This window comes from Streptomyces sp. NPDC047072 (assembly GCF_040643855.1).
Classification (GTDB): Bacteria; Actinomycetota; Actinomycetes; order Streptomycetales; family Streptomycetaceae; genus Streptomyces.
Genome location: NZ_JBEYVC010000113.1, coordinates 14,986 through 34,263, shown reverse-complemented (window position 1 = coordinate 34,263; position 19,278 = coordinate 14,986). Strand labels below are relative to the sequence as shown.

The window sequence follows — 19,278 nt, the reverse complement described above, 5'->3', positions numbered from 1 at the left end:
GCGCCGGGTCCGCCACCACGACCCCGAGCGGGTCGAGAAGGCACCCCCCGCCCCCGTCCCCTCACCGCCGTACGCGGCCAGGTGAGGGCTTTTAGGGGCGCGGGGAACTGCGCGACCAGGCCCCACCGGGCCGCACCCGCCCAAGCGCCGCAGGCACGCGCGCGGGTCAGGCCAGGCGTACGACCGCTCGGGACATGCCGAGGATCTTCTGGCCGGCGCTGGTCGCCGTGAGGTCGACGCGGACCGTGTTGTCGTCGAGCTTGGCCGCGACCTTGGCGGCGACCTCGATCGTGGCGCCCTGGTCGTCGTTCGGGACGACGACGGGCTTGGTGAAGCGGACGCCGTACTCGACGACCGCGCCCGGGTCGCCGGTCCAGTCGGTGACCACCCGGATCGCCTCGGCCATGGTGAACATGCCATGCGCGATGACGTCCGGCAGCCCGACCTCCTTGGCGAACTTCTCGTTCCAGTGGATCGGGTTGAAGTCCCCGGAGGCGCCCGCGTACTGGACGAGGGTGGCGCGCGTCACGGTGAAGCTCTGGGCGGGCAGCTCGGTGCCGACCTCGACGTCGGAGTAGGAGATCTTCGCGGTCATCTGATTCCTCACGCCTCCTCTGCCGCGCGCGCGACGAGCTTCGTCCACGCGGTCACGACATGCTCGCCGGCCTCGTCGTGGACCTCGCCGCGGATGTCCAGGATGTCGTTGCCGGCCAGGGACTTGATCGCCTCGATGGTGGAGGTGACGGTGAGCCGGTCACCGGCGCGCACGGGGCGGACGTAGGAGAACTTCTGGTCGCCGTGCACCACGCGGCTGTAGTCCAGGCCGAGCTGCGGGTCCTGGACGACCTGTCCGGCCGCCTTGAAGGTGATGGAGAAGACAAAGGTCGGCGGGGCGATCACATCGGGGTGACCGAGCGCCTTGGCGGCTTCCGGGTCGGTGTAGACGGGGTTGGCGTCCCCGACCGCCTCGGCGAACTCACGGATCTTCTCCCGGCCCACCTCGTAGGGGGCGGTGGGCGGGTAGGTCCGCCCGACGAAGGACTGGTCGAGCGCCATGGGCTCGGCACCTCCTGGTTGCTCTACTGACCGGTATCGGGTCTCTCAACGACGCGAGGCCGCCCCCGATCACTCGGGGACGGCCTCGCGTACGAGCCTGATTTATCGCGTTTCGCGGTGCGCGGTGTGCGCGTTGCAACGCGGGCAGTGCTTCTTCATCTCCAGTCGGTCCGGGTTGTTACGCCGGTTCTTCTTGGTGATGTAGTTCCGCTCCTTGCACTCCACGCAGGCCAGCGTGATCTTCGGGCGGACGTCGGTGGCAGCCACGTGAGTGCTCCTTGACGAACGGATAGGATGGTTTAACGCATAGAAGAGTAGCCGATCGAAGGACCGACCCCGCAATCGGCTACCGTCAGTAGCGGTGACCGGACTTGAACCGGTGACACAGCGATTATGAGCCGCTTGCTCTACCGACTGAGCTACACCGCTGTGATGCGATCGGTTCCCGCCTCGCGACGGGAACCTTTCACACCAGAGCCCCAATACGGAATCGAACCGTAGACCTTCTCCTTACCATGGAGACGCTCTACCGACTGAGCTATTGGGGCGAGCGATGAAGACATTACACGCTCGGCAGCCGTTCACCCAAATCCGTTTCGCACCGCCCGTCCTGCCTTGATCGGCGGGCTTCCCAGGGCCCTCGACGGCCCCTCCCGCCCGACGGACCACACCGGTACGACTATTGCGCTCCTCCCCGTGACGGACTGATCGCCGCCCTAGGCTCGACTCACTCTGAGTGATCTTGCGCCGTGTTACTCGGTCCCGAGCCTGCGCAGCCCCGAGCCCCTGGAGCGCGATGCCCGACAGCCAGCCGCAGCCGCACCACTCCTCCTCATCGGGCTCGTCGGGCGCCTCCTCGGGGCAGCCCGAGGGGACCGGGCTCCTCCTGTGCGGGGCACGGCTGACCGACGGCCGGACCGTGGACGTACGGCTGGGCGGCGGGCGCATCGAGGCGGTCGGCACCGCCGGTTCCCTGGCGGCCGACGGCACGCGCGCGCGTGGCGCACGCGTGGACCTCGGCGGCTATCTGCTCCTGCCGGCCCCGGCCGAGCCGCACGCCCACGGCGACACCGCCCTGTCCGCCGACAGCCCCGGCCCGGTCTGCCACGACCCCAAGGACGTCCAGCGCCGGGCCACCGAGGCCGCCCTGCTCCAGCTCGGGCACGGCGCGACCGCGCTCAGGGCGCACGTGCGCGTGGGCGACGTCCAGGGCCTGGGCTCGCTGGCCGCGGTGCTCCAGGCCCGGCGCTCGCTGCGCGGGCTCACCGAGCTGACGGCGGTGGCGATGCCGCGGGTGCTGACCGGGGTGGCCGGGGCCGAGGGACTCGCGGTGCTGCGGGACGCGCTGAAGATGGGCGCCTCCGTGGTGGGCGGCTGTCCCGACCTCGACCCCGATCCGACGGGCTATGTGGAGGCGGTCCTGGAGGTCGCCTCCGAGCACGGCTGCCCGGTCGACCTGCACACCGACGCCGCCGATCCGGCGCGCCTGTCCCGGCTCGCCGCCATGGCCGGCGGCCTGCGCCCCGGCGTGACGCTCGGCCCCTGCGCGGGCCTGGACCGGCTGCCCGCCGACGTGGTCACGCGCACCGCCGACCAGCTCGCGGCGGCGGGCGTGGCCGTGGTCTGCCTGCCGCAGGGCGGCTGCGGGGCCACGGACCGGCGGGGCACGGCTCCGGTACGGCTGCTGCGCGCGGCCGGGGTCCGGGTGGCCGCCGGCAGCGGCGCGCTGCGGGACGTGTCCAACCCCGTGGGCCGCGGCGACCCGTTGGAGGCCGCGTACCTCCTCGCCTCCCGCCACGGCCTGTCCCCCGAGAACGCCTACACCGCGGTGAGCACCTCCGCGCGGACCGTCCTCGGCCTCCCCGAGGTCCGCGTGGAGGCGGGATTCCCGGCCGAGTTGCTCGCGGTACGCGGCGACCACCTCGCCGGCGCCCTCTCCCTCGCGTACAGCCGCATCGTGGTGCACCGGGGGCGCGTGGTGGCACGCACGAGCGCGGTCCGCGAGTACTGCAACTCGGCGGCAGCGGCGGAGTTGGGCCTGCCGAGGCAGGACAGGAGGGAATTGTCATAGCGCAGGTGACTGCAACCTGCCAGGGGCGCGGGGAACTGCGCGACCAGCCCCCACGGACCCGCACCCGCCCACCGACATGACCCGGCACCCCCTGGGGCGTACGGTCGAAGTCATGCGCATAGTCATCGCAGGTGGACACGGTCAGATCGCACTGCGGCTGGAGCGCCTCCTCGCCGCACGCGGAGACGAAGTCGCGGGCATCATCCGCCGCGCAGAACAGGCCGACGACCTACGGGAAACCGGCGCCGAACCGATCCTGCTGGACCTGGAGTCGGCCTCCATCGAGGAGGTCGCCGCCCGCCTCCAGGGCGTCGACGCAGCCGTCTTCGCCGCCGGCGCAGGCCCCGGCAGCGGCGCGGCCCGCAAGGAGACCGTCGACAAGGCCGCCGCCGTACTGTTCGCCGACGCAGCCGTCCAAGCAGGCGTACGCCGCTTCGTGGTCGTCTCCTCGATGGGCGCCGATCCGCACCACGAGGGCGACGAGATCTTCGACGTGTACCAGCGCGCCAAGGGCGAGGCCGACGCCTATGTGACCGGTCTGGACGCCCTGGAGTGGACGATCCTGCGCCCCGGGGCCCTGACGGACGACGCCGGCAAGGGCCTCGTCCGCCTGGAGGCCCACACCGGCCGCGGCCCGGTCCCCCGCGACGACGTGGCCGCGGTCATCGCGGAGTTGCTGGACACCCCGGCGACGGCGGGGCTCACGCTGGAGCTGGTGAGCGGGTCGGTCCCGGTCTCGGTGGCGGTGAAGTCGATCGCGGGCAACTGATCAGAACAGGGGCAGCTGGCCGGGTACGACGGGGACTGCGTACCCGTCCAACGACGGCTGGGCCGCTCCGAGTTCCGCCTGTCTGCGGGAACCGGGACAGGAGACCATCTGGCCTCGCTCGCGCGCTCCGGGCGGGTCGTGCCGGGCGAAGCGTCCGGCGACGACGGCGATCTCGCGACGGCATTCGGGGCAGAGCCTGCGGCGACTGGACATGCAGTCAGTGTGCCCGCGCCGGGGAGTGCGCCACCGCGCGCACTCCCCCTTCACCCGGGCCACACAGAATCCGACCATGCTTGCTTAAGTCAATCAACTGACTTAGCTTGGGAGGGTCGCGCGGTACCCGACGCCCACACGGAGGCCCGACCCATGTCCCATGCACTCTCCCGGCCCGCCGAGGAGCCCCCCGGAGACACCGAGGTCGCGGCATCGCGCGCCGGTGTCGTCGTGGCGGTGCTGGCCTTCGGCGGGATCGTCGTCTCGCTGATGCAGACCCTCGTCATCCCGATCGTCCCGGAGCTGCCCAAGCTCCTGAACGCCCCGGCCTCGGACACCGCCTGGGCCGTCACCGCCACCCTGCTCGCCGCCGCCGTCGCGGTCCCGATGATGGGCCGGCTCGGCGACATGTACGGCAAGCGCCGCATGCTCCTGACCAGCCTGCTCCTCCTGGTGGCCGGTTCGGTCACGGCCGCGCTCAGCGACTCACTCACGCCGATGATCGTCGGCCGCGTGCTCCAGGGCATGGCCGGTGGCGTGATCCCGCTCGGCATCAGCATCATGCGCGACGAACTGCCCGCCGAACGGCTCGGCAGCGCCACCGCCATGATGAGCGCCTCCCTCGGCGTCGGCGCCGCGCTGGGCCTGCCCGCGGCCGCGCTGATCGCCGACAACTTCGACTGGCACGTCCTGTTCTGGAGCTCCGGCGCCCTGGGGGTCGTGGCCCTGCTGCTGGTGCTGCTCCTGATTCCCGAGTCCAAGGTCCGCACCGGCGGCCGCTTCGACCTCGTCGGCGGGATCGGCATGGCGGCCGGCCTGGTCTGCCTGCTGCTCGCGATCTCCAAGGGCGGCGACTGGGGCTGGGGCAGCGGCACGATCCTCGGCCTGTTCGCGGCCGCCGTCGTGGTCCTGCTGGTCTGGGGCTGGTGGGAGCTGCGGATCGAGCAGCCGCTGGTCGACCTGCGCACCACCGCGCGCCGCCAGGTCCTGTTCACCAACCTCGCCTCCATCGCGCTCGGTTTCGGCATGTTCGCGATGTCCCTCGTCCTTCCGCAGCTCCTGCAGTTGCCTGAGGCGACCGGCTACGGCCTGGGCAAGTCCCTGCTGACGGCCGGTCTGGTCATGGCCCCTTCGGGCCTGGTGATGATGGCGATCGCGCCGGTCTCCGCGGCCCTGTCGAAAGCCAAGGGCCCGAAGGTGAGCCTGATGCTGGGCGCGCTGATCGTGGCGGCCGGTTACGGCCTGCAGATCCTGCTGATGACCGAGGTCTGGCAGTTCGTGCTGGTCTCCTGTGTGATCGGCTCCGGCATCGGCTTCACCTACGGCGCGATGCCGGCGCTCATCATGGGCGCGGTCCCGCCGTCCCAGACGGGCGCGGCGAACAGCCTCAACACCCTGATGCGGTCCATCGGCACGTCCGTCGCGAGCGCCGTCGCGGGCGTGATCCTCGCCCAGATGACGACGAACCTCGGCCCGGTGGCCCTCCCGTCCGAGAACGGCTTCAAGACCGTCCTGGCGATCGGCGGCGGGGCGGCACTGCTGGCGTTCGCGCTCGCCGCGTTCATTCCGCGGCGGGAAGGTGCGGTTTCGGGAACCGACGGTGCTTCGAAGACGTTGGACGTTTCGGGAGCGACGGGTGGCGCGGCTGTGTCGACTCCGGCACCGGCCGGGGTGGCGGCTCCGTCCGGTCGTACGACATCCGCGGCTTCCGCCGGAACCGCCTCCGACCTCGATTCCGTTCTCTCTACGACTCTCTCTACGACGACGAAGGTGCCCGCCGTCGGTGAGCCGGCCGGGATCCCGGTGGGCGGACATGTGCTCGGGGCCGAGCGGGTGCCGGTGGCCGGGGCGGCCGTGACGCTGATCTCGCTCGGCGGAAAGCAGTTGGGACGGTCGGTCGCGGACCGGGACGGCACGTACGCCGTCGCCGCGCCCGCCCCCGGTTCGTACGTCCTGATCGCCGCCGCCGACGGTTTCCAGCCGCAGGCCTCGACGATCGTCGTCGCCGACGAGTCACCCCTCGGCTACGACGTCCTCCTGAGCGGCACCAGCGGGCTCGCCGGTGTCGTGGTGTCCGCGGAGAGCGGGGCGCCGGTCGCGGACGCGGTGGTCGTCGTGACCGACGTGCGCGGCGAGGTGCTGGCCACCGGACGCACCGACGCCCTGGGCGAGTTCACCGTGGCCGACCTGGTGCCCGGGACGGTGACCCTCGCGGTCAGCTCCCCCAAGCACCGGCCGCTGGCCCTGCCCGTCGAGATCGGCGGCACGGGGACCACCCGGGTCCAGGTCGAGCTGCGGCCCGGGGCCCATGTGCGGGGCACGGTGCGCGGCTCGGGCGCCCCGCTCGGCGACGCCCTGGTCACCCTGGTGGACGCGGCGGGCAACGTCGTCGCCACGACCACGACCGGCCACGACGGCGCGTACGCCTTCTCCGACCTCGACGGCGGCGCGTACACGGTCATCGCGACGGGCTACCCGCCGCGCGCGGCCGCGGTGACCGTCTCAGGCGCCGGGACGGACGACCACGACATCGAACTGGCCCACACCGGCGAGTAGTCGAGGGCCTGCTGCGAGAGGGGTTGTCGTGCCGTAGCGCCAATGGGCCGCATTCGAAGGGGTATTCGGAAACGACAGCGGTATCCGTCGATTCCGAGGAGGTACGTGCCGTGCGCTCCTTAAAGCGCTGGCTCGACCGCAGTCTGACCGCCCAGGCGGTCGTGATCTTTCTTCTGGGTGTGGGGGTGAACGCCCTGATCCGGCGGGACTCCCATCCGGCCCTGTGGGTGTTCCAGGCGCTGCTCTACACCGCCGTCGCTCTCGCGTTCGTCGTCGTGCAGCGTCGCAGGGCCCTCCGCGTGGCGGGCACCGACGCGGGTGGACTCGTCGAACTCGGCCGCAAGGTCCGGCGTCGCGAGGTGCCGAGCGAGCCCGGGGAACGGGCGGCCATGCGACGGCTCGTCGACGACCAGCTGGGGCTGATGGAACGCAAGGGCCGCCTGCTGCCGTACTGGCTGGGCTTCATGGGCCTGATCGCGGCCGCGCTGCTCGTCCTCGGAGTGGCCACCGGCTCGTGGGTCTTCCCGCTCGTCTTCGCGCTCTTCACGGTCGGCTTCTGCTGCTGGATCGTCTGGATGCGCCGCCGCGCGATGGACCGCTTCCGCTTCATGCGCTCGGCGCTGCGGGAGGAGCACGAAAAGGTGTCCTGACGTCCCTTCGGGGTCGACCACTTCGGGGTCGACCGGTGACACACATCACCCCACCGGGTCGTGAGCGTCGGCACGCATGAAGAGACCCCCTCCGCGCTGCGTTTCCGCAGTACGGAGGGGGTCTCTTTCTCAGCGTGGCGGCGCCAGGATTCGAACCTGGGAAGGCTGAGCCGGCAGATTTACAGTCTGCTCCCTTTGGCCGCTCGGGCACACCGCCGGGGGTCGCTGCCCTTCGAACCGCTTTTCGGCGGTGCTCCGTGGCAACGACGTAAACAATACCCGATACGCGGGGGTGCTCCGCCACCCGATTGATCTGCGCCCGGGAGGCGTGGGGTGGCTAGGCTTGGGCGGATGCGGCCCGGGTCCCCGCCGGGCTCGGCGCCCGCCCCCACGCACGCCGATACGCGTCCGTACGCACGCCCACACGCACCCCGATACAAGGAGCCACAGGACATGGCCGACTCCAGTTTCGACATCGTCTCGAAGGTCGAGCGGCAGGAGGTCGACAACGCCCTCAACCAGGCCGCCAAGGAGATCTCGCAGCGCTACGACTTCAAGGGCGTGGGTGCCTCGATCTCGTGGTCCGGCGACAAGATCCTGATGGAGGCGAACTCCGAGGACCGGGTCAACGCCGTCCTCGACGTCTTCCAGTCCAAGCTGATCAAGCGTGGGATCTCCCTGAAGGCGCTCGACGCGGGCGAGCCGCAGCTCTCCGGCAAGGAGTACAAGATCTTCGCCTCCATCGAGGAGGGCATCTCCCAGGACAACGCGAAGAAGGTGGCGAAGATCATCCGCGACGAGGGTCCCAAGGGTGTGAAGGCCCAGGTGCAGGGCGACGAGCTGCGGGTCAGCTCGAAGAGCCGTGACGACCTGCAGTCCATCATCGCCCTGCTCAAGGGCAAGGACTTCGACTTCGCGATCCAGTTCGTGAACTACCGGTGAGCCGCTGACTTACCGCGCCACGAGGAAGGGTGGGCACCTGGCGGGTGCCCACCCTTCTCGCCTGCTGGCTGCGGTCCGGGGGTGTGCTCAGTCGCGCGAGTTGCCGAACAGGATGCGGTAGCCGATCAGGAGGACGAGCGAACCGCCGATCGCGGCGGCCCAGGTGGCGCCGTCGTAGAAGCTCTTGGAGATCGGGTGGTCCAGCCAGCGGGCCGAGATCCAGCCGCCGATGAACGCGCCCGCGACCCCGATGAGGGTCGTGCCGATGAAGCCGCCCGGGTCGCGGCCCGGCAGCAGGAACTTGGCGATGGCGCCGGCCAACAGCCCGAGAATGATCCAGCCGATGATGCTCATGCCCTGAACCTGCCCTTCCGCGCTGTGTCTGCACTGTTCCGGCCCTGTGATCTCGGTCCCGGTCCGCTGTGCGCGCACTGGTGCGCCTGGGTCGTACGCCGTGCCCGCGCGCCCCGCACACACGCTCGCCGCGCGGGTGTTCGCGTCCTGTTGGGAAAGAGGACGTCAGGGCTACGTCTGCCGGTTGCACGGATCAGTAGGGTGCCGCCCATGACCTCCTCCGGTGCCGGACTGCGGCGCACTCTCGGTGTGGGCGACGCCGTCGTCATCGGGCTCGGCTCGATGATCGGCGCCGGGATCTTCGCCGCCCTCGGCCCCGCGGCCCGCGCGGCCGGGTCCGGACTGCTGCTCGGGCTGGCCGCGGCCGCCGTGGTCGCCTACTGCAATGCCACCTCCTCCGCGCGGCTGGCCGCCCGGTATCCGGCCTCCGGCGGCACGTACGTGTACGGACGGGAACGGCTCGGGCCGTTCTGGGGTTATCTCGCGGGCTGGTCGTTCGTGGTCGGCAAGACGGCCTCCTGTGCGGCGATGGCCCTGACCGTGGGGGCGTACGTCTGGCCGGGGCAGGCCCATGCCGTGGCCGTCGCGGCGGTCGTGGCGCTCACCGCGGTGAACTACGGCGGGATCCAGAAGTCCGCCTGGCTGACCCGGGCGATCGTGGCCGTGGTCCTCGCTGTCCTCGCTTCCGTCGTGGTCGTGTGTCTGGGGTCCGGGGAGTCCGACGCCGGGCGGCTGGACATCGGGACGTCCGGTGGTGTGGGCGGGGTCCTCCAGGCGGGCGCCCTGCTGTTCTTCGCGTTCGCGGGCTACGCGCGCATCGCGACCCTCGGCGAGGAGGTACGCGATCCCGCGCGCACCATCCCCCGCGCGATCCCCCTCGCCCTGGGCATCACGCTGGCGGTGTACGCGTGTGTGGCGGTGGCCGTCCTTTCCGTGCTGGGTTCCGCTGCGCTGGGGCACGCGGCGGCTCCGCTGTCCGACGCGGTACGGGCGGCCGGGGTGCCGGGGCTCGTGCCGGTGGTGCGGGTGGGCGCCGCGATCGCCGCGCTCGGGTCACTGCTCGCGCTGATCCTGGGTGTCTCACGGACGACGCTGGCCATGGCCCGGGACCGTCATCTGCCGGGCGCGCTGTCCGCGGTGCACCCGCGCTTCCAGGTGCCGCACCGGGCCGAGCTGGCCGTGGGCGCGGTGGTCGCGCTCCTCGCCGCCACGGTGGATGTGCGGGGCGCGATCGGGTTCTCCTCCTTCGGTGTGCTGGCGTACTACGCGGTGGCCAACGCGTCCGCCTGGACCCTGGATCCGGCTCCGACGGCACGGGCGGTGCCGGCGGTGGGGCTCCTCGGATGCGTGGTACTGGCGTTCGCGCTGCCAGGGGCTTCGGTGGTCGCGGGGGCGGGGGTACTGGTCGTCGGGGTGGTCGCCTATGGGGTGCGGAAGCGGGTGAGGGCGGGGTAGATCCGCCGCCTGGAGGGACGGTGCGCCTCGGGTGAGACGGCCCGTCAGGATGCCTGCGCCGGGGGTGCGGTGCGTATGCGGAACTCGGTCCAAGGGGTCATGTCCTGGTCTTCGTTCGTCTCCTCGTACCAGCCCGTGCCCTCGACCCACGCGTGCAGCCAGTCCGTGAGGGCGGGCGCGTCCACGTACCAGGCGTGCTCGCAGTCGTGGGCGTTCGGCTCGAAGAGCAGGACCGTTGCCTGGGGGCTGCGGCAGTCCACACACGCGTACATCGCGCAGCCCCAGTGGGATATCGGCAGGACGCCCTCGGGCCAGGGCCAGTCGGGGTCCTTGAGGCCGCTCTTGCGGTTGGCGAGGTACTGCACGACGGCGGCGGGCTCTCCGGCCGGAGGGCTGTCGAGCAGGGGCAACAGACCGTACTCCGGGCCGAATCCACCGTCCCCTATCCGCAGGTACAGGTCGGCGAGCAGCGGCGGCAGACGGAAGCCCAGCATGGCCTCGGCGCGGGCCAGCGTGGTCGCGTCCACCGGCTCGGGGAGGGAAGTCCAGCCCCACGGGCGGGTGTTGCGGGCCTTGGCCGCCACCCGCGTCAGCAACTGCTCGCTCTCGGTCATGAATTCATGATGCAGGTCGGCACTGACAGTCGGGCAGCCCTGTGGACAACCCCGACGTTGTGGATAACTCCGGCTCAGGCGAGGCAGACGCCGACGAGCTTCTCGGCGAGAAAGGCGAGGAGTTCGTCGAGGACGGGCTCGCTGCCGTCCAGATACGCCTGTCCGTCAGCGTGCCGCGAACGGCTCGTCCGTCGAGACGATTTCGCGGCCCAGTGGGAACAGGGAGACGGGGATCAGCTTGAAGTTGGCGATGCCGAACGGGATGCCGATGATCGTCACGCACAGGACGAGGCCGGTGACGATGTGGCCGAGGGCCAGCCACCAGCCGGCGAGGACCAGCCACAGGACGTTGCCGACGCAGGAGGGGGCTCCGGCGTCGCGGCGCTCGACCGTGGTGTACCCGAAGGGCCACAGGGCGTAGACGCCGATGCGGAAGGCGGCGATCCCGAACGGGATGCCGATGACGGTGATGCAGAGGATGACGCCCGCGGCCAGGTAACCGAGGAACAGCCAGAAACCGCTCAGGACGAGCCATATGAGGTTCAGGATGGTTTTCACTGGGGGCGACCTGCCATCTTCTCGAGCCGTGCGATGCGCTCCGCCATCGGCGGGTGTGTCGAGAACATCTTGGAGAGTCCCTGGCCCGGGCGGAAGGGGTTCGCGATCATCATGTGGCTCGCGGTCTCGATGCGCGGCTCGGGGGGCAACGGCAGCTGCTTGGTGCCCGTTTCGAGCTTGCGCAGGGCGCTGGCGAGCGCGAGCGGGTCACCGGTGAGCTGCGCGCCGGACGCGTCCGCCTCGTACTCCCTGGAGCGGCTGATGGCCAGCTGGATCAGGGTGGCGGCGAGCGGCCCCAGGAGCATGATCATCAGCATGCCGAGGAGCCCCGGGCCGTCATCGTCGTCGGAGCGGCCGATCGGGATCAGCCAGGCGAAGTTGACCAGGAACATGATCACGGAGGCGAGGGCGCCGGCGACCGAGGAGATGAGGATGTCGCGGTTGTAGACATGGCTCAGCTCATGGCCGATGACCCCCCTCAGCTCGCGCTCGTCCAGGAGGCGCAGGATGCCGTCGGTGCAGCACACGGCGGCATTGCGGGGGTTGCGGCCGGTCGCGAAGGCGTTGGGTGCCTCCGTCGGCGAGATGTACAGGCGGGGCATGGGCTGGCGGGCCTGGGTGGAGAGCTCGCGGACCATGCGGTAGAGCGCCGGGGCCTCGAACTCGCTGACCGGGCGGGCGCGCATCGCGCGTAGAGCCAGCTTGTCGCTGTTCCAGTACGCGTACGCGTTGGTGCCCACGGCGATCAGGACGGCGACGACCAGCCCCATGCGGCCGAAGAAGCTGCCGATGACGATGATGAGTGCGGACAGTCCCCCGAGGAGTACTGCCGTCCTGAGCCCGTTGTGCCGGCGGTGCACGGTACTCCCTCCAAGTTGTGCAGCAGGGGAACCCTTTGCTTGCTGATCTCCGATGTCCAGTGGACCCTTCTGTCCTGCTCAACGCCAGGCGAAGGTCACTAGTTCCCTTGTGCGTACCGCGCCATGCGTGAGCCGTCCGGGTGACGGCTCGGAACGGCCCTACGTCGGCTCAGAACAAACCCGGTACCGCTTCAGAACAACCCGGTGCCGCCTCAGAACAGTCCGGTGTCGGCGAAACGCAGGACGAGCTGGGGTGCACCCGAGAGGGCGACGCCGACGACGCCGGTGAGGGCGAGCGCGGCGGTGAGGGGCGCGGGGAGGCGGTGGACGGCGGGTTCGCCCTCGGGGGCGCGGAACAGCAGGGCCGTCCATTGGAGGTAGTAGAACAGCGCGATCACGACGTTGACGGCCATGACCACCGCGAGCCAGCCGAGGCCGGCGTCCACGGCCGCGGAGAAGACGGTCACCTTGGCGAACAGGCCGATGATGCCCGGGGGCAGCCCGGCCAGGCAGAGCAGGAAGAAGGCCAGGAGGAGCGCGGCGACGGGGTTGCTCGCATAGAGGCCCCGGTAGTCCGCGAGCCGGTTCGCGGCCTTCGTGCGGCCCACCAGCGCGGCCACGGCGAACGCGCCGAGGTTCACGGCCGCGTACATGAGGGCGTAAGCGACCGTCGAGCCCACGGAGTGCTCGGCGTCGTCGGAGTACGCGGCCGCGGCGATCGGGACCAGGAGGTACCCGGCCTGGCCGACGGAGGACCAGGCGAGCAGCCGTACGGCGCTGTACGCGCGCGTGGCCTGCTGTCGCAGGGCGCCGACATTGCCGACGGTCATGGTGAGCGCCGCGAGCGCGGCGAGCGCCGGGCCCCAGACGTCGGCGTACGACGGAAGGGCGACGACCGTGACGAGGATCAGGCCCGAGAAGCCGACGGCCTTGCCGACGACCGACAGATAGGCGGCGATCGGGAGCGGGGCTCCTACGTAGGTGTCGGGCACCCAGAAGTGGAAGGGCACGGCGGCGGTCTTGAAGGCGAAGCCGATGAGGGTGAGGACGACTCCGGTCTGCGCAAGGGTGTGCAGTTGCCCGTCGACGTGCTGGATCCGCTCGGCGACCTGGGTGAGGTAGAGGGTGCCCGTGGAGGCGTACACGAAGCTGATGCCGAGGAGGCTGACCGCGGTCGCGGTGACCGAGGACAGGAAGAACTTCAGGGCCGCCTCGGAGGACTTCCTGTCGCCCTGCCGGATGCCCACCAGGGCGAAGGCGGGCAGGGAGGCGACCTCCAGGGCGACGATCAGGGTGGCCAGGTCGCGGGAGGCGGGCAGCAGGGCGGCTCCGGCGGCGGACGAGAGCAGCAGGAACCAGTACTCCCCTTCGGGGAGTCTCTTGTCGGCGTCCTTGAGGAGGGTGACCGACAGGAGGGCCGCGAGGAGGGCGCCGCCGAGGACGAGGAACTGGACGACGAGGGTGAAGCGGTCCGCCGTGTAGCTGCACACGTGTGTGTCGCCGGTCAGGCAGAAGGTACTGCGGTCGCCGTCCAGGAGCGGCAGCAGGAGAAGCCCGGATGCGGCCAGGCCCGCAACCGAGAGCCAGCCGAGCAGCGCCTTCTTGGCGTCCGCGACGAAGAGGTCGGCGACGAGGACGACGAGACCGACGACCGCGGTGAGGGTGGGCGGTGCGATGGCGAGCCAGTCGACGGACTGGACGAGGTTCGCGGCGAAGGGCTGGACCGCGGCGGCCGGCGCGTGGGCTGCGAAGGTCAGCGGGTCGGCCGTGGAGGCCAGGGCGCTCATCGGGTGCCTCCTGCGAGGAGCTGCTGCACGGCCGGGTCGGTGAGGCCCAGGAGGGCCTTCGGCCACAGCCCCGCGACGACGGTGAGGGCGACGAGCGGCGTCCAGGCCGCGAACTCGTACGAGTGGACGTCGGCGAGCCGAGGGGCGTCCTGCGGTACGGCGCCCATGCAGACGCGGCGGACCACGACGAGCATGTACGCGGCCGTCAGCAGGGTGCCGAAGGCGCCGATGGCCATGAACGTGAGGAAGGCGGGGCGGCTCAGGTCGGCGGCGGGCTTGAACGCGCCGAACAGCGCCAGCATCTCGCCCCAGAAACCGGCCAGCCCCGGCAGGCCGAGCGAGGCGACCGCGCCGAAGGCGAGCAGTCCGCCCAGGCGCGGGGCCTTGCCGTAGAGCGCGGCTCCGGTCTCCTCGGCGAGGGCGTCCAGGTCGGTGGTGCCGGTGCGGTCCTTCAGGGCGCCCACCAGGAAGAAGAGCAGGCCGGTGATGAGGCCGTGGGCGATGTTGGCGAACAGGGCGCCGTTCACACCGGTCGGCGTCATCGTCGCGATGCCGAGCAGGACGAAGCCCATGTGGCCGACGGAGGAGTAGGCGATCAGGCGCTTGAGGTCGCCCTTCGCGCCCTGTTTGGCGAGGGCGAGGCAGGCCAGGGATCCGTAGATGATCCCGACGACGCCGAACGCGGCGAGGTAGGGCGCGAAGTCCCGGAAGCCGTCGGGGGCGATCGGCAGCAGGATCCGGACGAACCCGTACGTGCCCATCTTCAGCAGGACGCCGGCCAGCAGGACCGAGCCGACGGTCGGGGCTGCGGTGTGGGCGTCGGGCAGCCAGCTGTGCAGCGGCCACATCGGGGTCTTGACGGCGAGCCCGATCCCGATCGCCAGAACGGCGATGACCTGCACGGATGTGGTCAGCGACCGGCCGTTGTCAGTGGCGAGTGCCACCATGTCGAACGTGCCCGCCTTGATCCCGATCAGGAGCAGGCCGAGCAGCATGACGACCGAACCGAGCAGCGTGTAGAGGATGAACCGCCAGGCGGCCCGGGTCCGGCCCGCGCCGCCCCAGCGGGCGATGAGGAAGTACATCGGGATGAGCACCGTCTCGAACGCGAGGAAGAACAGCAGCAGATCGAGGACGGCGAAGGTCGCGAGGGTGCCGGACTCGAGGACGAGCACCAGTGCGACGAAGGCCTTCGGGGTTGGGCCCGCGGGCGTCTTGAAGTACGAGTAGAGCGCGCAGAGGAAGGTCAGCAGCGCGGTCAGGACCAGAAGGGGGAGGGAGATGCCGTCGATGCCGAGGTGGATGCGCACGTCGAGTGCGGGGATCCAGCTGATGTCGGTGGTGGCCTGCATCTTCGACGGGTGGTCGTGGTCGAAGCCGAGCGCGAGGGCGATCGCGGCGACGAGGACCGCCCCGGTCACGGTGACGCCGTGGCGCAGTACGGCCTGCTCCGGTGACTTCCCCTTCAGCCCGGGCGGGGCGGGCAGCAGAGCGGCGACGGCACCGATGAGCGGGCCGACGACGACGAACGCCAGAAGGAACTGCATCACGGACTCGTTGATATCGATCACGCCTGCTCACGCTCCCGTGGCGACGAGGACGACGGCGACCGCGAGGACGACGGTGCCGGCGAGCAGCGCGCTCACATAGGTCTGGAGATTGCCGGTCTGGGCACGCCGTACGGCGATGCCGAGCCAGCGGGGCAGCGCGCCCGCGCCGCGTACGTAGGTCTCGACGACCTCGCGGTCCAGGAACCGGACCAGGGTGGCCGCGGCCTGCGCCGGGCGGACGAAGAGGGCCGTGTACACAGCGTCGAGATGGAAGCCGGCGGCCGCGTGGCGGTGCAGCGGGCCGAGCAGGAGGCGGCCCGGGTCCGCGGGGTCGGGCGCCTCGGCCACATCACCGTAGGCCGGCTCGTGCGTGGCGATGGCCTCGGCCTCGACGAGTCCGGCGTCGCCCTCGGGATGGGCCGCGACCGCGCCCATCGGGACCCGGGCCGCGAGGGCGCTGGTGTGGCGCCAGGCGGCGTAGGTGACGACGCCGCCGACCAGGGCGAGGCCCGTGCCGAGGACGGACGTGGTGAGGGTGGGGGTCAGGTCACGTCCGTCGAACCAGTCGGGCAGCACACGGTAGGCGAACGCGCCGAGGGCGAGGGAGGGGAGGGCGAGCACCCACAGCACCACGGTCATGGGCAGTGGCTGGCGGCCGTGGTCCGGGACCTCGGCGCCGCGTCCGCGGAAGGCCAGCAGCCACAGCCGGGTGGCATACGCGGCGGTCAGGACCGCGGTGAGCAGACCGGCCACGAGGGTGATCCAGCCCGCCGCGCCGGGGGCGTGCTCGGTGTGGCCGGTGGCGACGTGCTCGGCGGCGCCGAGGACGGACTCCTTGGAGAAGAAGCCGCTGAAGGGCGGGATCGCGGCGAGCGCGAGGAGCGCCACGGTCATCGTCCAGTAGGCGTCCGGGATGCGGTCGCGCAGACCGTGCATGCGGGACATGGCGGCGAGCGAGTTGGTGCCGGCGGCATGGATGATCACGCCGGCCCCGAGGAACAGCAGCGCCTTGAAGGCGCCGTGCGACAGGAGGTGGAAGACGGCTGCGCCGCGGTCGCCGACGGCGAGGGCGCCGGTCATGTAGCCGAGCTGGCCGATCGTCGAGTAGGCGAGGACGCGCTTGATGTCGTCCTGGGCGAGCGCGGCCAGACCCGAGCCGAGCATCGTGACGGCGGCCATGACGGCCAGGACCACCATCGCGGCCTGGGAGGCCTCGAAGACCGGGAGGAGACGCGCGATGAAGTAGACACCGGCGGCGACCATCGTCGCCGCGTGGATCAGGGCGGAGACGGGGGTCGGGCCCGCCATCGCGTCGGGGAGCCAGGTGTGCAGCGGGAACTGCGCCGACTTGCCCGCGACGCCCGCAAGGAGCAGCACGCCGACGAGGGTCGGATGGTCGACGGCGCCGTGCGCGACGGCGTCCAGGACCTTCGTGATCCGGAACGACCCGGCGTCGGTGGCCAGCGCGAACAGGCCGATCAGGAAGGGGACGTCACCGAGCTTGGTCACCAGGAAGGCCTTGAGGGAGGCGGCGCGCGCCTCCGGGGTCTCCCAGTAGTGGCCGACCAGGAAGTAGGAGCAGATGCCCATGACCTCCCAGCCGACCAGCAGCACGATCAGGTCGCCGGAGTAGACGACGAGCAGCATCGCGGAGGTGAACAGGGAGACGAGCGCGGCGTAGGAGGGGTAGCGCGGGTCGTCGCGCAGATAGCCGGTCGAGTAGGCCTGCACACAGGTGGTGACGAAGGCGACCAGTACGGCGACGAGGGCGGCGAAGCCGTCGATGTGCAGGGCGAGTTCGACCGGGACCGAGCCGGTGGGGGTGAGTTCGGTGGCGGCGTTCACCGCCTGGTCCCCGCCCTGGCGTACGGCGACCACCGCGGCGAGCGCGAGGGCGGCGAGCGTCGGCAGGACGGCGAGCGGGCGGACGAAGCCGGGGGCCGTGCGGCCCAGGAGCAGCCCGGCGACGGCGCCCAGGAAGGGCAGGAGGGGGACGAGGACGGCGAGGGTGGTCGTGGTCACGCGGTGGCCTCAGCCTTCCCGGTCCGGTCGGCGGTGAGGTCGTCGCCGTCGGAGCTGTCGAAGCCGTCGGTGTCGTCGGATCCGTCGGTGTCGTCCGGGCCGTGGGCCTCGGCCGAGTCGCGGAGCTTGTCGATGTCGGCGGTGCCGCGGTTGCGGTACACGGCGAGGACGATCGCCAGGCCGATGCCGATCTCCGCGGCGGCGATGGCGATGGTGAACAGGGTCAGGGCCTGGCCGGAGTGCAGGGTCTCCTCGGCTGCCCTGCTGAGCCAGACGTCGAAGGCGACCAGGTTCAGGTTGACGGCGTTGAGCATCAGCTCGACCGACATCAGGACGAGGATCGCGTTGCGGCGGGCGAGGACGCCGTACAGGCCGGTGCAGAAGAGGAGGGCCGAGAGGACGGCGGGATAGGCGAGGTGCATCAGCGGGCGCCTTCCTGCTCGGCCGGGTCGGAGTCCTTGGCCGGGGCGGCTCCCTCGGCCGGGGCGGTTCCCCTGGACGAGCCTGCTCCCTCGGACAAGCCGGTTCCCTCAGCAGCCCCATTTCGCCCGATCGGGTGATTACGGGGATTCGGGGCGGATGGGGAACTACCGGTCGCCGCTCGGGAGTTCAGAGGGGGAGAGCTCGACTCCGCCTTCGCCTTGCGGGACAGGACGATCGCGCCGACCAGTGCCGCGAGGAGCAGGACGGAGAGGGCCTCGAAGGGGAGGACCCAGTTCTGGAAGAGGCTCGCGCCGGTGGCCTCGGTGGAGCCGGCGGCGGGACCGTCCAGATCGATCCAGGTGGCTCGGAAGGCGTCGGCGACCACCCAGACCAGCGCGGCGGCCGCGGCGACGGCCACGGCAAGGGCGGCCCAGCGGTTGCCGGAGTCGGCGTCCGGGGACCGGCCGATCGGGGCCTTGGTGAGCATCAGACCGAAGAGAAGGAGGACGACCACGGAACCGACATAGATGAGGACCTGCACCCATGCGATGAACTCCGCGGTGAGCAGCAGGTATTCGACGGCAAGGCCGCCGAGGGCGACCACCAGCCAGAGGGCGGCGTGCACCAGCTGCTTGGTGGTGACGGTGACGACCGCGGCGCCGAAGGTGACCAGGCCGACGAGGAGGAAGGCGATCTCGACACCGGTCGGGGAGAGAAAGCCGTGCGTCTCGGCGGCGACCGCGGTCAGCGTGGCGTGCACCGGCGTCGCGGCGGCTGCGGCGAGGGTCATGACGTGGCCCCCCCGGACGCGGTGGGTCCAGCGGGCGGCTCGGCCTGTGATTCGCTCTGCTGCCCGACCTGCTGTCCGGCCTGCTGTTCGGCCTGGGCCGCCACCAGCTTCTCGGCGGTCTTGTGGGCGGCGGCGATCTCCTTCGGTTCCTCCGCGCCGGGGTCGAGGGCGGGCGGGGCCGGGACGGTCCACATCCACTCGCGGAGTTTGTCCCGCTCGTGGGTGAGGTCGCGAATGTCGGTCTCGGCGTACTCGAACTCGGGGGACCAGAACAGGGCGTCGAAAGGACACACCTCGATGCAGATACCGCAGTACATACAGAGGGAGAAGTCGATGGCGAAGCGGTCGAGGACATTGCGGCTGCGCTCACGGCCGCCGGGTGCCGCCGGGACGGTCTCCTTGTGGGAGTCGATGTAGATGCACCAGTCGGGGCACTCGCGGGCGCACAGCATGCAGACCGTGCAGTTCTCCTCGAACAGGCCGATCACGCCGCGGGTGCGGGGCGGGAGGTCGGGCTGAGCGTCGGGGTACTGCTCGGTGACGGTCTTCTTCGTCATCGTGCGGAGGGTGACGGCCAGGCCCTTGGCGAGGCCGGAGCCGGGGATGCG

The 19,278-nt window shown here is 71.0% G+C and carries 20 protein-coding genes and 3 tRNA genes; 6 read left to right on the top strand and 17 right to left on the bottom strand.

The window, feature by feature from the left end; all coding sequences use genetic code 11:
- Positions 1 to 166: 166 nt before the first annotated feature.
- The 5 genes from ABZ896_RS35270 to ABZ896_RS35250 all read right to left on the bottom strand — a co-directional run bounded on the left by ABZ896_RS35270 (position 167) and on the right by ABZ896_RS35250 (position 1,604).
- Positions 167 to 595: a MaoC family dehydratase gene (locus ABZ896_RS35270; RefSeq protein WP_360938137.1), complete on the bottom strand. Its 429-nt coding sequence runs from the start codon at positions 593 to 595 to the stop codon at positions 167 to 169.
- Positions 596 to 603: 8 nt separating this feature from the next.
- Complete coding sequence (locus ABZ896_RS35265) at positions 604 to 1,056, bottom strand: MaoC family dehydratase N-terminal domain-containing protein (RefSeq protein ID WP_360938134.1); 453 nt, start codon at positions 1,054 to 1,056, stop codon at positions 604 to 606.
- 102 nt (positions 1,057 to 1,158) lie between these two features.
- Positions 1,159 to 1,323, bottom strand: coding sequence for a 50S ribosomal protein L33 (gene rpmG, locus ABZ896_RS35260; RefSeq protein WP_003948671.1), 165 nt, complete (start codon positions 1,321 to 1,323; stop codon positions 1,159 to 1,161).
- A gap of 89 nt (positions 1,324 to 1,412) precedes the next feature.
- Positions 1,413 to 1,485 (bottom strand) — tRNA-Met (locus ABZ896_RS35255).
- Between the two features lie 46 nt (positions 1,486 to 1,531).
- Positions 1,532 to 1,604, bottom strand: a tRNA-Thr gene (locus tag ABZ896_RS35250).
- A gap of 248 nt (positions 1,605 to 1,852) precedes the next feature.
- Here ABZ896_RS35250 and ABZ896_RS35245 point away from each other — a divergent pair.
- Entirely contained in the window at positions 1,853 to 3,127 is a 1,275-nt protein-coding gene (locus tag ABZ896_RS35245) for an amidohydrolase family protein (RefSeq protein WP_360938131.1), read from the top strand.
- A 112-nt stretch (positions 3,128 to 3,239) separates the two neighbouring features.
- The gene (locus tag ABZ896_RS35240; protein WP_360938128.1) at positions 3,240 to 3,896 is read left to right on the top strand and encodes an SDR family oxidoreductase; all 657 of its coding nucleotides are present in this window, start codon (positions 3,240 to 3,242) and stop codon (positions 3,894 to 3,896) included.
- Here the strand turns inward: ABZ896_RS35240 and ABZ896_RS35235 are convergent, their stop codons facing one another.
- Entirely contained in the window at positions 3,897 to 4,109 is a 213-nt protein-coding gene (locus ABZ896_RS35235) for a hypothetical protein (RefSeq protein WP_360938125.1), read from the bottom strand.
- Positions 4,110 to 4,262: 153 nt separating this feature from the next.
- Here ABZ896_RS35235 and ABZ896_RS35230 point away from each other — a divergent pair, with 153 nt between their 5' ends.
- Together ABZ896_RS35230 and ABZ896_RS35225 are read left to right on the top strand one after the other, a co-directional pair.
- Positions 4,263 to 6,665: an MFS transporter gene (locus ABZ896_RS35230; protein WP_360938122.1), complete on the top strand. Its 2,403-nt coding sequence runs from the start codon at positions 4,263 to 4,265 to the stop codon at positions 6,663 to 6,665.
- A gap of 110 nt (positions 6,666 to 6,775) precedes the next feature.
- Positions 6,776 to 7,315, top strand: a complete 540-nt coding sequence (locus ABZ896_RS35225) for a hypothetical protein (RefSeq protein WP_360938119.1) — start codon at positions 6,776 to 6,778, stop codon at positions 7,313 to 7,315.
- A gap of 135 nt (positions 7,316 to 7,450) precedes the next feature.
- Here ABZ896_RS35225 and ABZ896_RS35220 read toward each other — a convergent pair.
- Positions 7,451 to 7,532, bottom strand: a tRNA-Tyr gene (locus ABZ896_RS35220).
- Positions 7,533 to 7,768: 236 nt separating this feature from the next.
- Here ABZ896_RS35220 and ABZ896_RS35215 point away from each other — a divergent pair.
- Complete coding sequence (locus tag ABZ896_RS35215; RefSeq protein ID WP_020120527.1) at positions 7,769 to 8,257, top strand: YajQ family cyclic di-GMP-binding protein; 489 nt, start codon at positions 7,769 to 7,771, stop codon at positions 8,255 to 8,257.
- An 87-nt stretch (positions 8,258 to 8,344) separates the two neighbouring features.
- Here ABZ896_RS35215 and ABZ896_RS35210 read toward each other — a convergent pair whose 3' ends face one another.
- The gene (locus ABZ896_RS35210; RefSeq protein ID WP_360938115.1) at positions 8,345 to 8,611 is read right to left on the bottom strand and encodes a GlsB/YeaQ/YmgE family stress response membrane protein; all 267 of its coding nucleotides are present in this window, start codon (positions 8,609 to 8,611) and stop codon (positions 8,345 to 8,347) included.
- A 210-nt stretch (positions 8,612 to 8,821) separates the two neighbouring features.
- Between ABZ896_RS35210 and ABZ896_RS35205 the strand changes: the two genes are divergently transcribed.
- Positions 8,822 to 10,066: an APC family permease gene (locus ABZ896_RS35205; protein WP_360938112.1), complete on the top strand. Its 1,245-nt coding sequence runs from the start codon at positions 8,822 to 8,824 to the stop codon at positions 10,064 to 10,066.
- Positions 10,067 to 10,110: 44 nt separating this feature from the next.
- On the opposite strand, the gene ABZ896_RS35200 is transcribed toward ABZ896_RS35205, so the two are convergent.
- The 9 genes from ABZ896_RS35200 to ABZ896_RS35160 form a co-directional block, all read right to left on the bottom strand.
- A complete protein-coding gene (locus ABZ896_RS35200; protein WP_360938108.1) occupies positions 10,111 to 10,680 on the bottom strand; it encodes an SMI1/KNR4 family protein in 570 nt (189 codons plus the stop codon).
- 165 nt (positions 10,681 to 10,845) lie between these two features.
- Positions 10,846 to 11,238, bottom strand: coding sequence for a YccF domain-containing protein (locus ABZ896_RS35195; RefSeq protein WP_360938105.1), 393 nt, complete (start codon positions 11,236 to 11,238; stop codon positions 10,846 to 10,848).
- Positions 11,235 to 12,098 (bottom strand): zinc metalloprotease HtpX, encoded by an 864-nt coding sequence (gene htpX, locus ABZ896_RS35190; RefSeq protein WP_360938102.1) that lies wholly within the window; start codon positions 12,096 to 12,098, stop codon positions 11,235 to 11,237. Before htpX ends, ABZ896_RS35195 begins: the two co-directional genes overlap by 4 nt.
- A gap of 212 nt (positions 12,099 to 12,310) precedes the next feature.
- Entirely contained in the window at positions 12,311 to 13,885 is a 1,575-nt protein-coding gene (locus tag ABZ896_RS35185) for an NADH-quinone oxidoreductase subunit N (protein ID WP_360938099.1), read from the bottom strand.
- Entirely contained in the window at positions 13,882 to 15,456 is a 1,575-nt protein-coding gene (locus ABZ896_RS35180) for an NADH-quinone oxidoreductase subunit M (protein WP_360938096.1), read from the bottom strand. The genes ABZ896_RS35185 and ABZ896_RS35180 overlap by 4 nt, the downstream gene beginning before the upstream one ends.
- 6 nt (positions 15,457 to 15,462) lie before the next feature.
- Entirely contained in the window at positions 15,463 to 17,457 is a 1,995-nt protein-coding gene (locus tag ABZ896_RS35175) for an NADH-quinone oxidoreductase subunit L (RefSeq protein ID WP_360938093.1), read from the bottom strand.
- Entirely contained in the window at positions 17,454 to 17,879 is a 426-nt protein-coding gene (gene nuoK, locus ABZ896_RS35170; protein ID WP_360938090.1) for an NADH-quinone oxidoreductase subunit NuoK, read from the bottom strand. Before nuoK ends, ABZ896_RS35175 begins: the two co-directional genes overlap by 4 nt.
- On the bottom strand, positions 17,879 to 18,670 hold the full coding sequence (locus tag ABZ896_RS35165) for an NADH-quinone oxidoreductase subunit J (RefSeq protein ID WP_360938087.1): 792 nt from the start codon (positions 18,668 to 18,670) through the stop codon (positions 17,879 to 17,881). Before ABZ896_RS35165 ends, nuoK begins: the two co-directional genes overlap by 1 nt.
- Positions 18,667 to 19,227 (bottom strand): NADH-quinone oxidoreductase subunit I, encoded by a 561-nt coding sequence (locus tag ABZ896_RS35160; RefSeq protein ID WP_360938146.1) that lies wholly within the window; start codon positions 19,225 to 19,227, stop codon positions 18,667 to 18,669. The genes ABZ896_RS35165 and ABZ896_RS35160 overlap by 4 nt, the downstream gene beginning before the upstream one ends.
- Between the last annotated feature and the right edge of the window lie 51 nt (positions 19,228 to 19,278).

Coding starts and splice junctions, on each gene's coding strand:
- ABZ896_RS35270 (WP_360938137.1), bottom strand. CDS start 595: ATGACCGCGAAGATCTCCTACTCCGACGTCGAGGTCGGCACCGAGCTG.
- ABZ896_RS35265 (WP_360938134.1), bottom strand. CDS start 1,056: ATGGCGCTCGACCAGTCCTTCGTCGGGCGGACCTACCCGCCCACCGCC.
- ABZ896_RS35245 (WP_360938131.1), top strand. CDS start 1,853: ATGCCCGACAGCCAGCCGCAGCCGCACCACTCCTCCTCATCGGGCTCG.
- ABZ896_RS35240 (WP_360938128.1), top strand. CDS start 3,240: ATGCGCATAGTCATCGCAGGTGGACACGGTCAGATCGCACTGCGGCTG.
- ABZ896_RS35235 (WP_360938125.1), bottom strand. CDS start 4,109: ATGTCCAGTCGCCGCAGGCTCTGCCCCGAATGCCGTCGCGAGATCGCC.
- ABZ896_RS35230 (WP_360938122.1), top strand. CDS start 4,263: ATGTCCCATGCACTCTCCCGGCCCGCCGAGGAGCCCCCCGGAGACACC.
- ABZ896_RS35215 (WP_020120527.1), top strand. CDS start 7,769: ATGGCCGACTCCAGTTTCGACATCGTCTCGAAGGTCGAGCGGCAGGAG.
- ABZ896_RS35210 (WP_360938115.1), bottom strand. CDS start 8,611: ATGAGCATCATCGGCTGGATCATTCTCGGGCTGTTGGCCGGCGCCATC.
- ABZ896_RS35205 (WP_360938112.1), top strand. CDS start 8,822: ATGACCTCCTCCGGTGCCGGACTGCGGCGCACTCTCGGTGTGGGCGAC.
- ABZ896_RS35200 (WP_360938108.1), bottom strand. CDS start 10,680: ATGACCGAGAGCGAGCAGTTGCTGACGCGGGTGGCGGCCAAGGCCCGC.
- ABZ896_RS35185 (WP_360938099.1), bottom strand. CDS start 13,885: ATGAGCGCCCTGGCCTCCACGGCCGACCCGCTGACCTTCGCAGCCCAC.
- nuoK (WP_360938090.1), bottom strand. CDS start 17,879: ATGCACCTCGCCTATCCCGCCGTCCTCTCGGCCCTCCTCTTCTGCACC.
- ABZ896_RS35165 (WP_360938087.1), bottom strand. CDS start 18,670: ATGACCCTCGCCGCAGCCGCCGCGACGCCGGTGCACGCCACGCTGACC.
- ABZ896_RS35160 (WP_360938146.1), bottom strand. CDS start 19,227: ATGACGAAGAAGACCGTCACCGAGCAGTACCCCGACGCTCAGCCCGAC.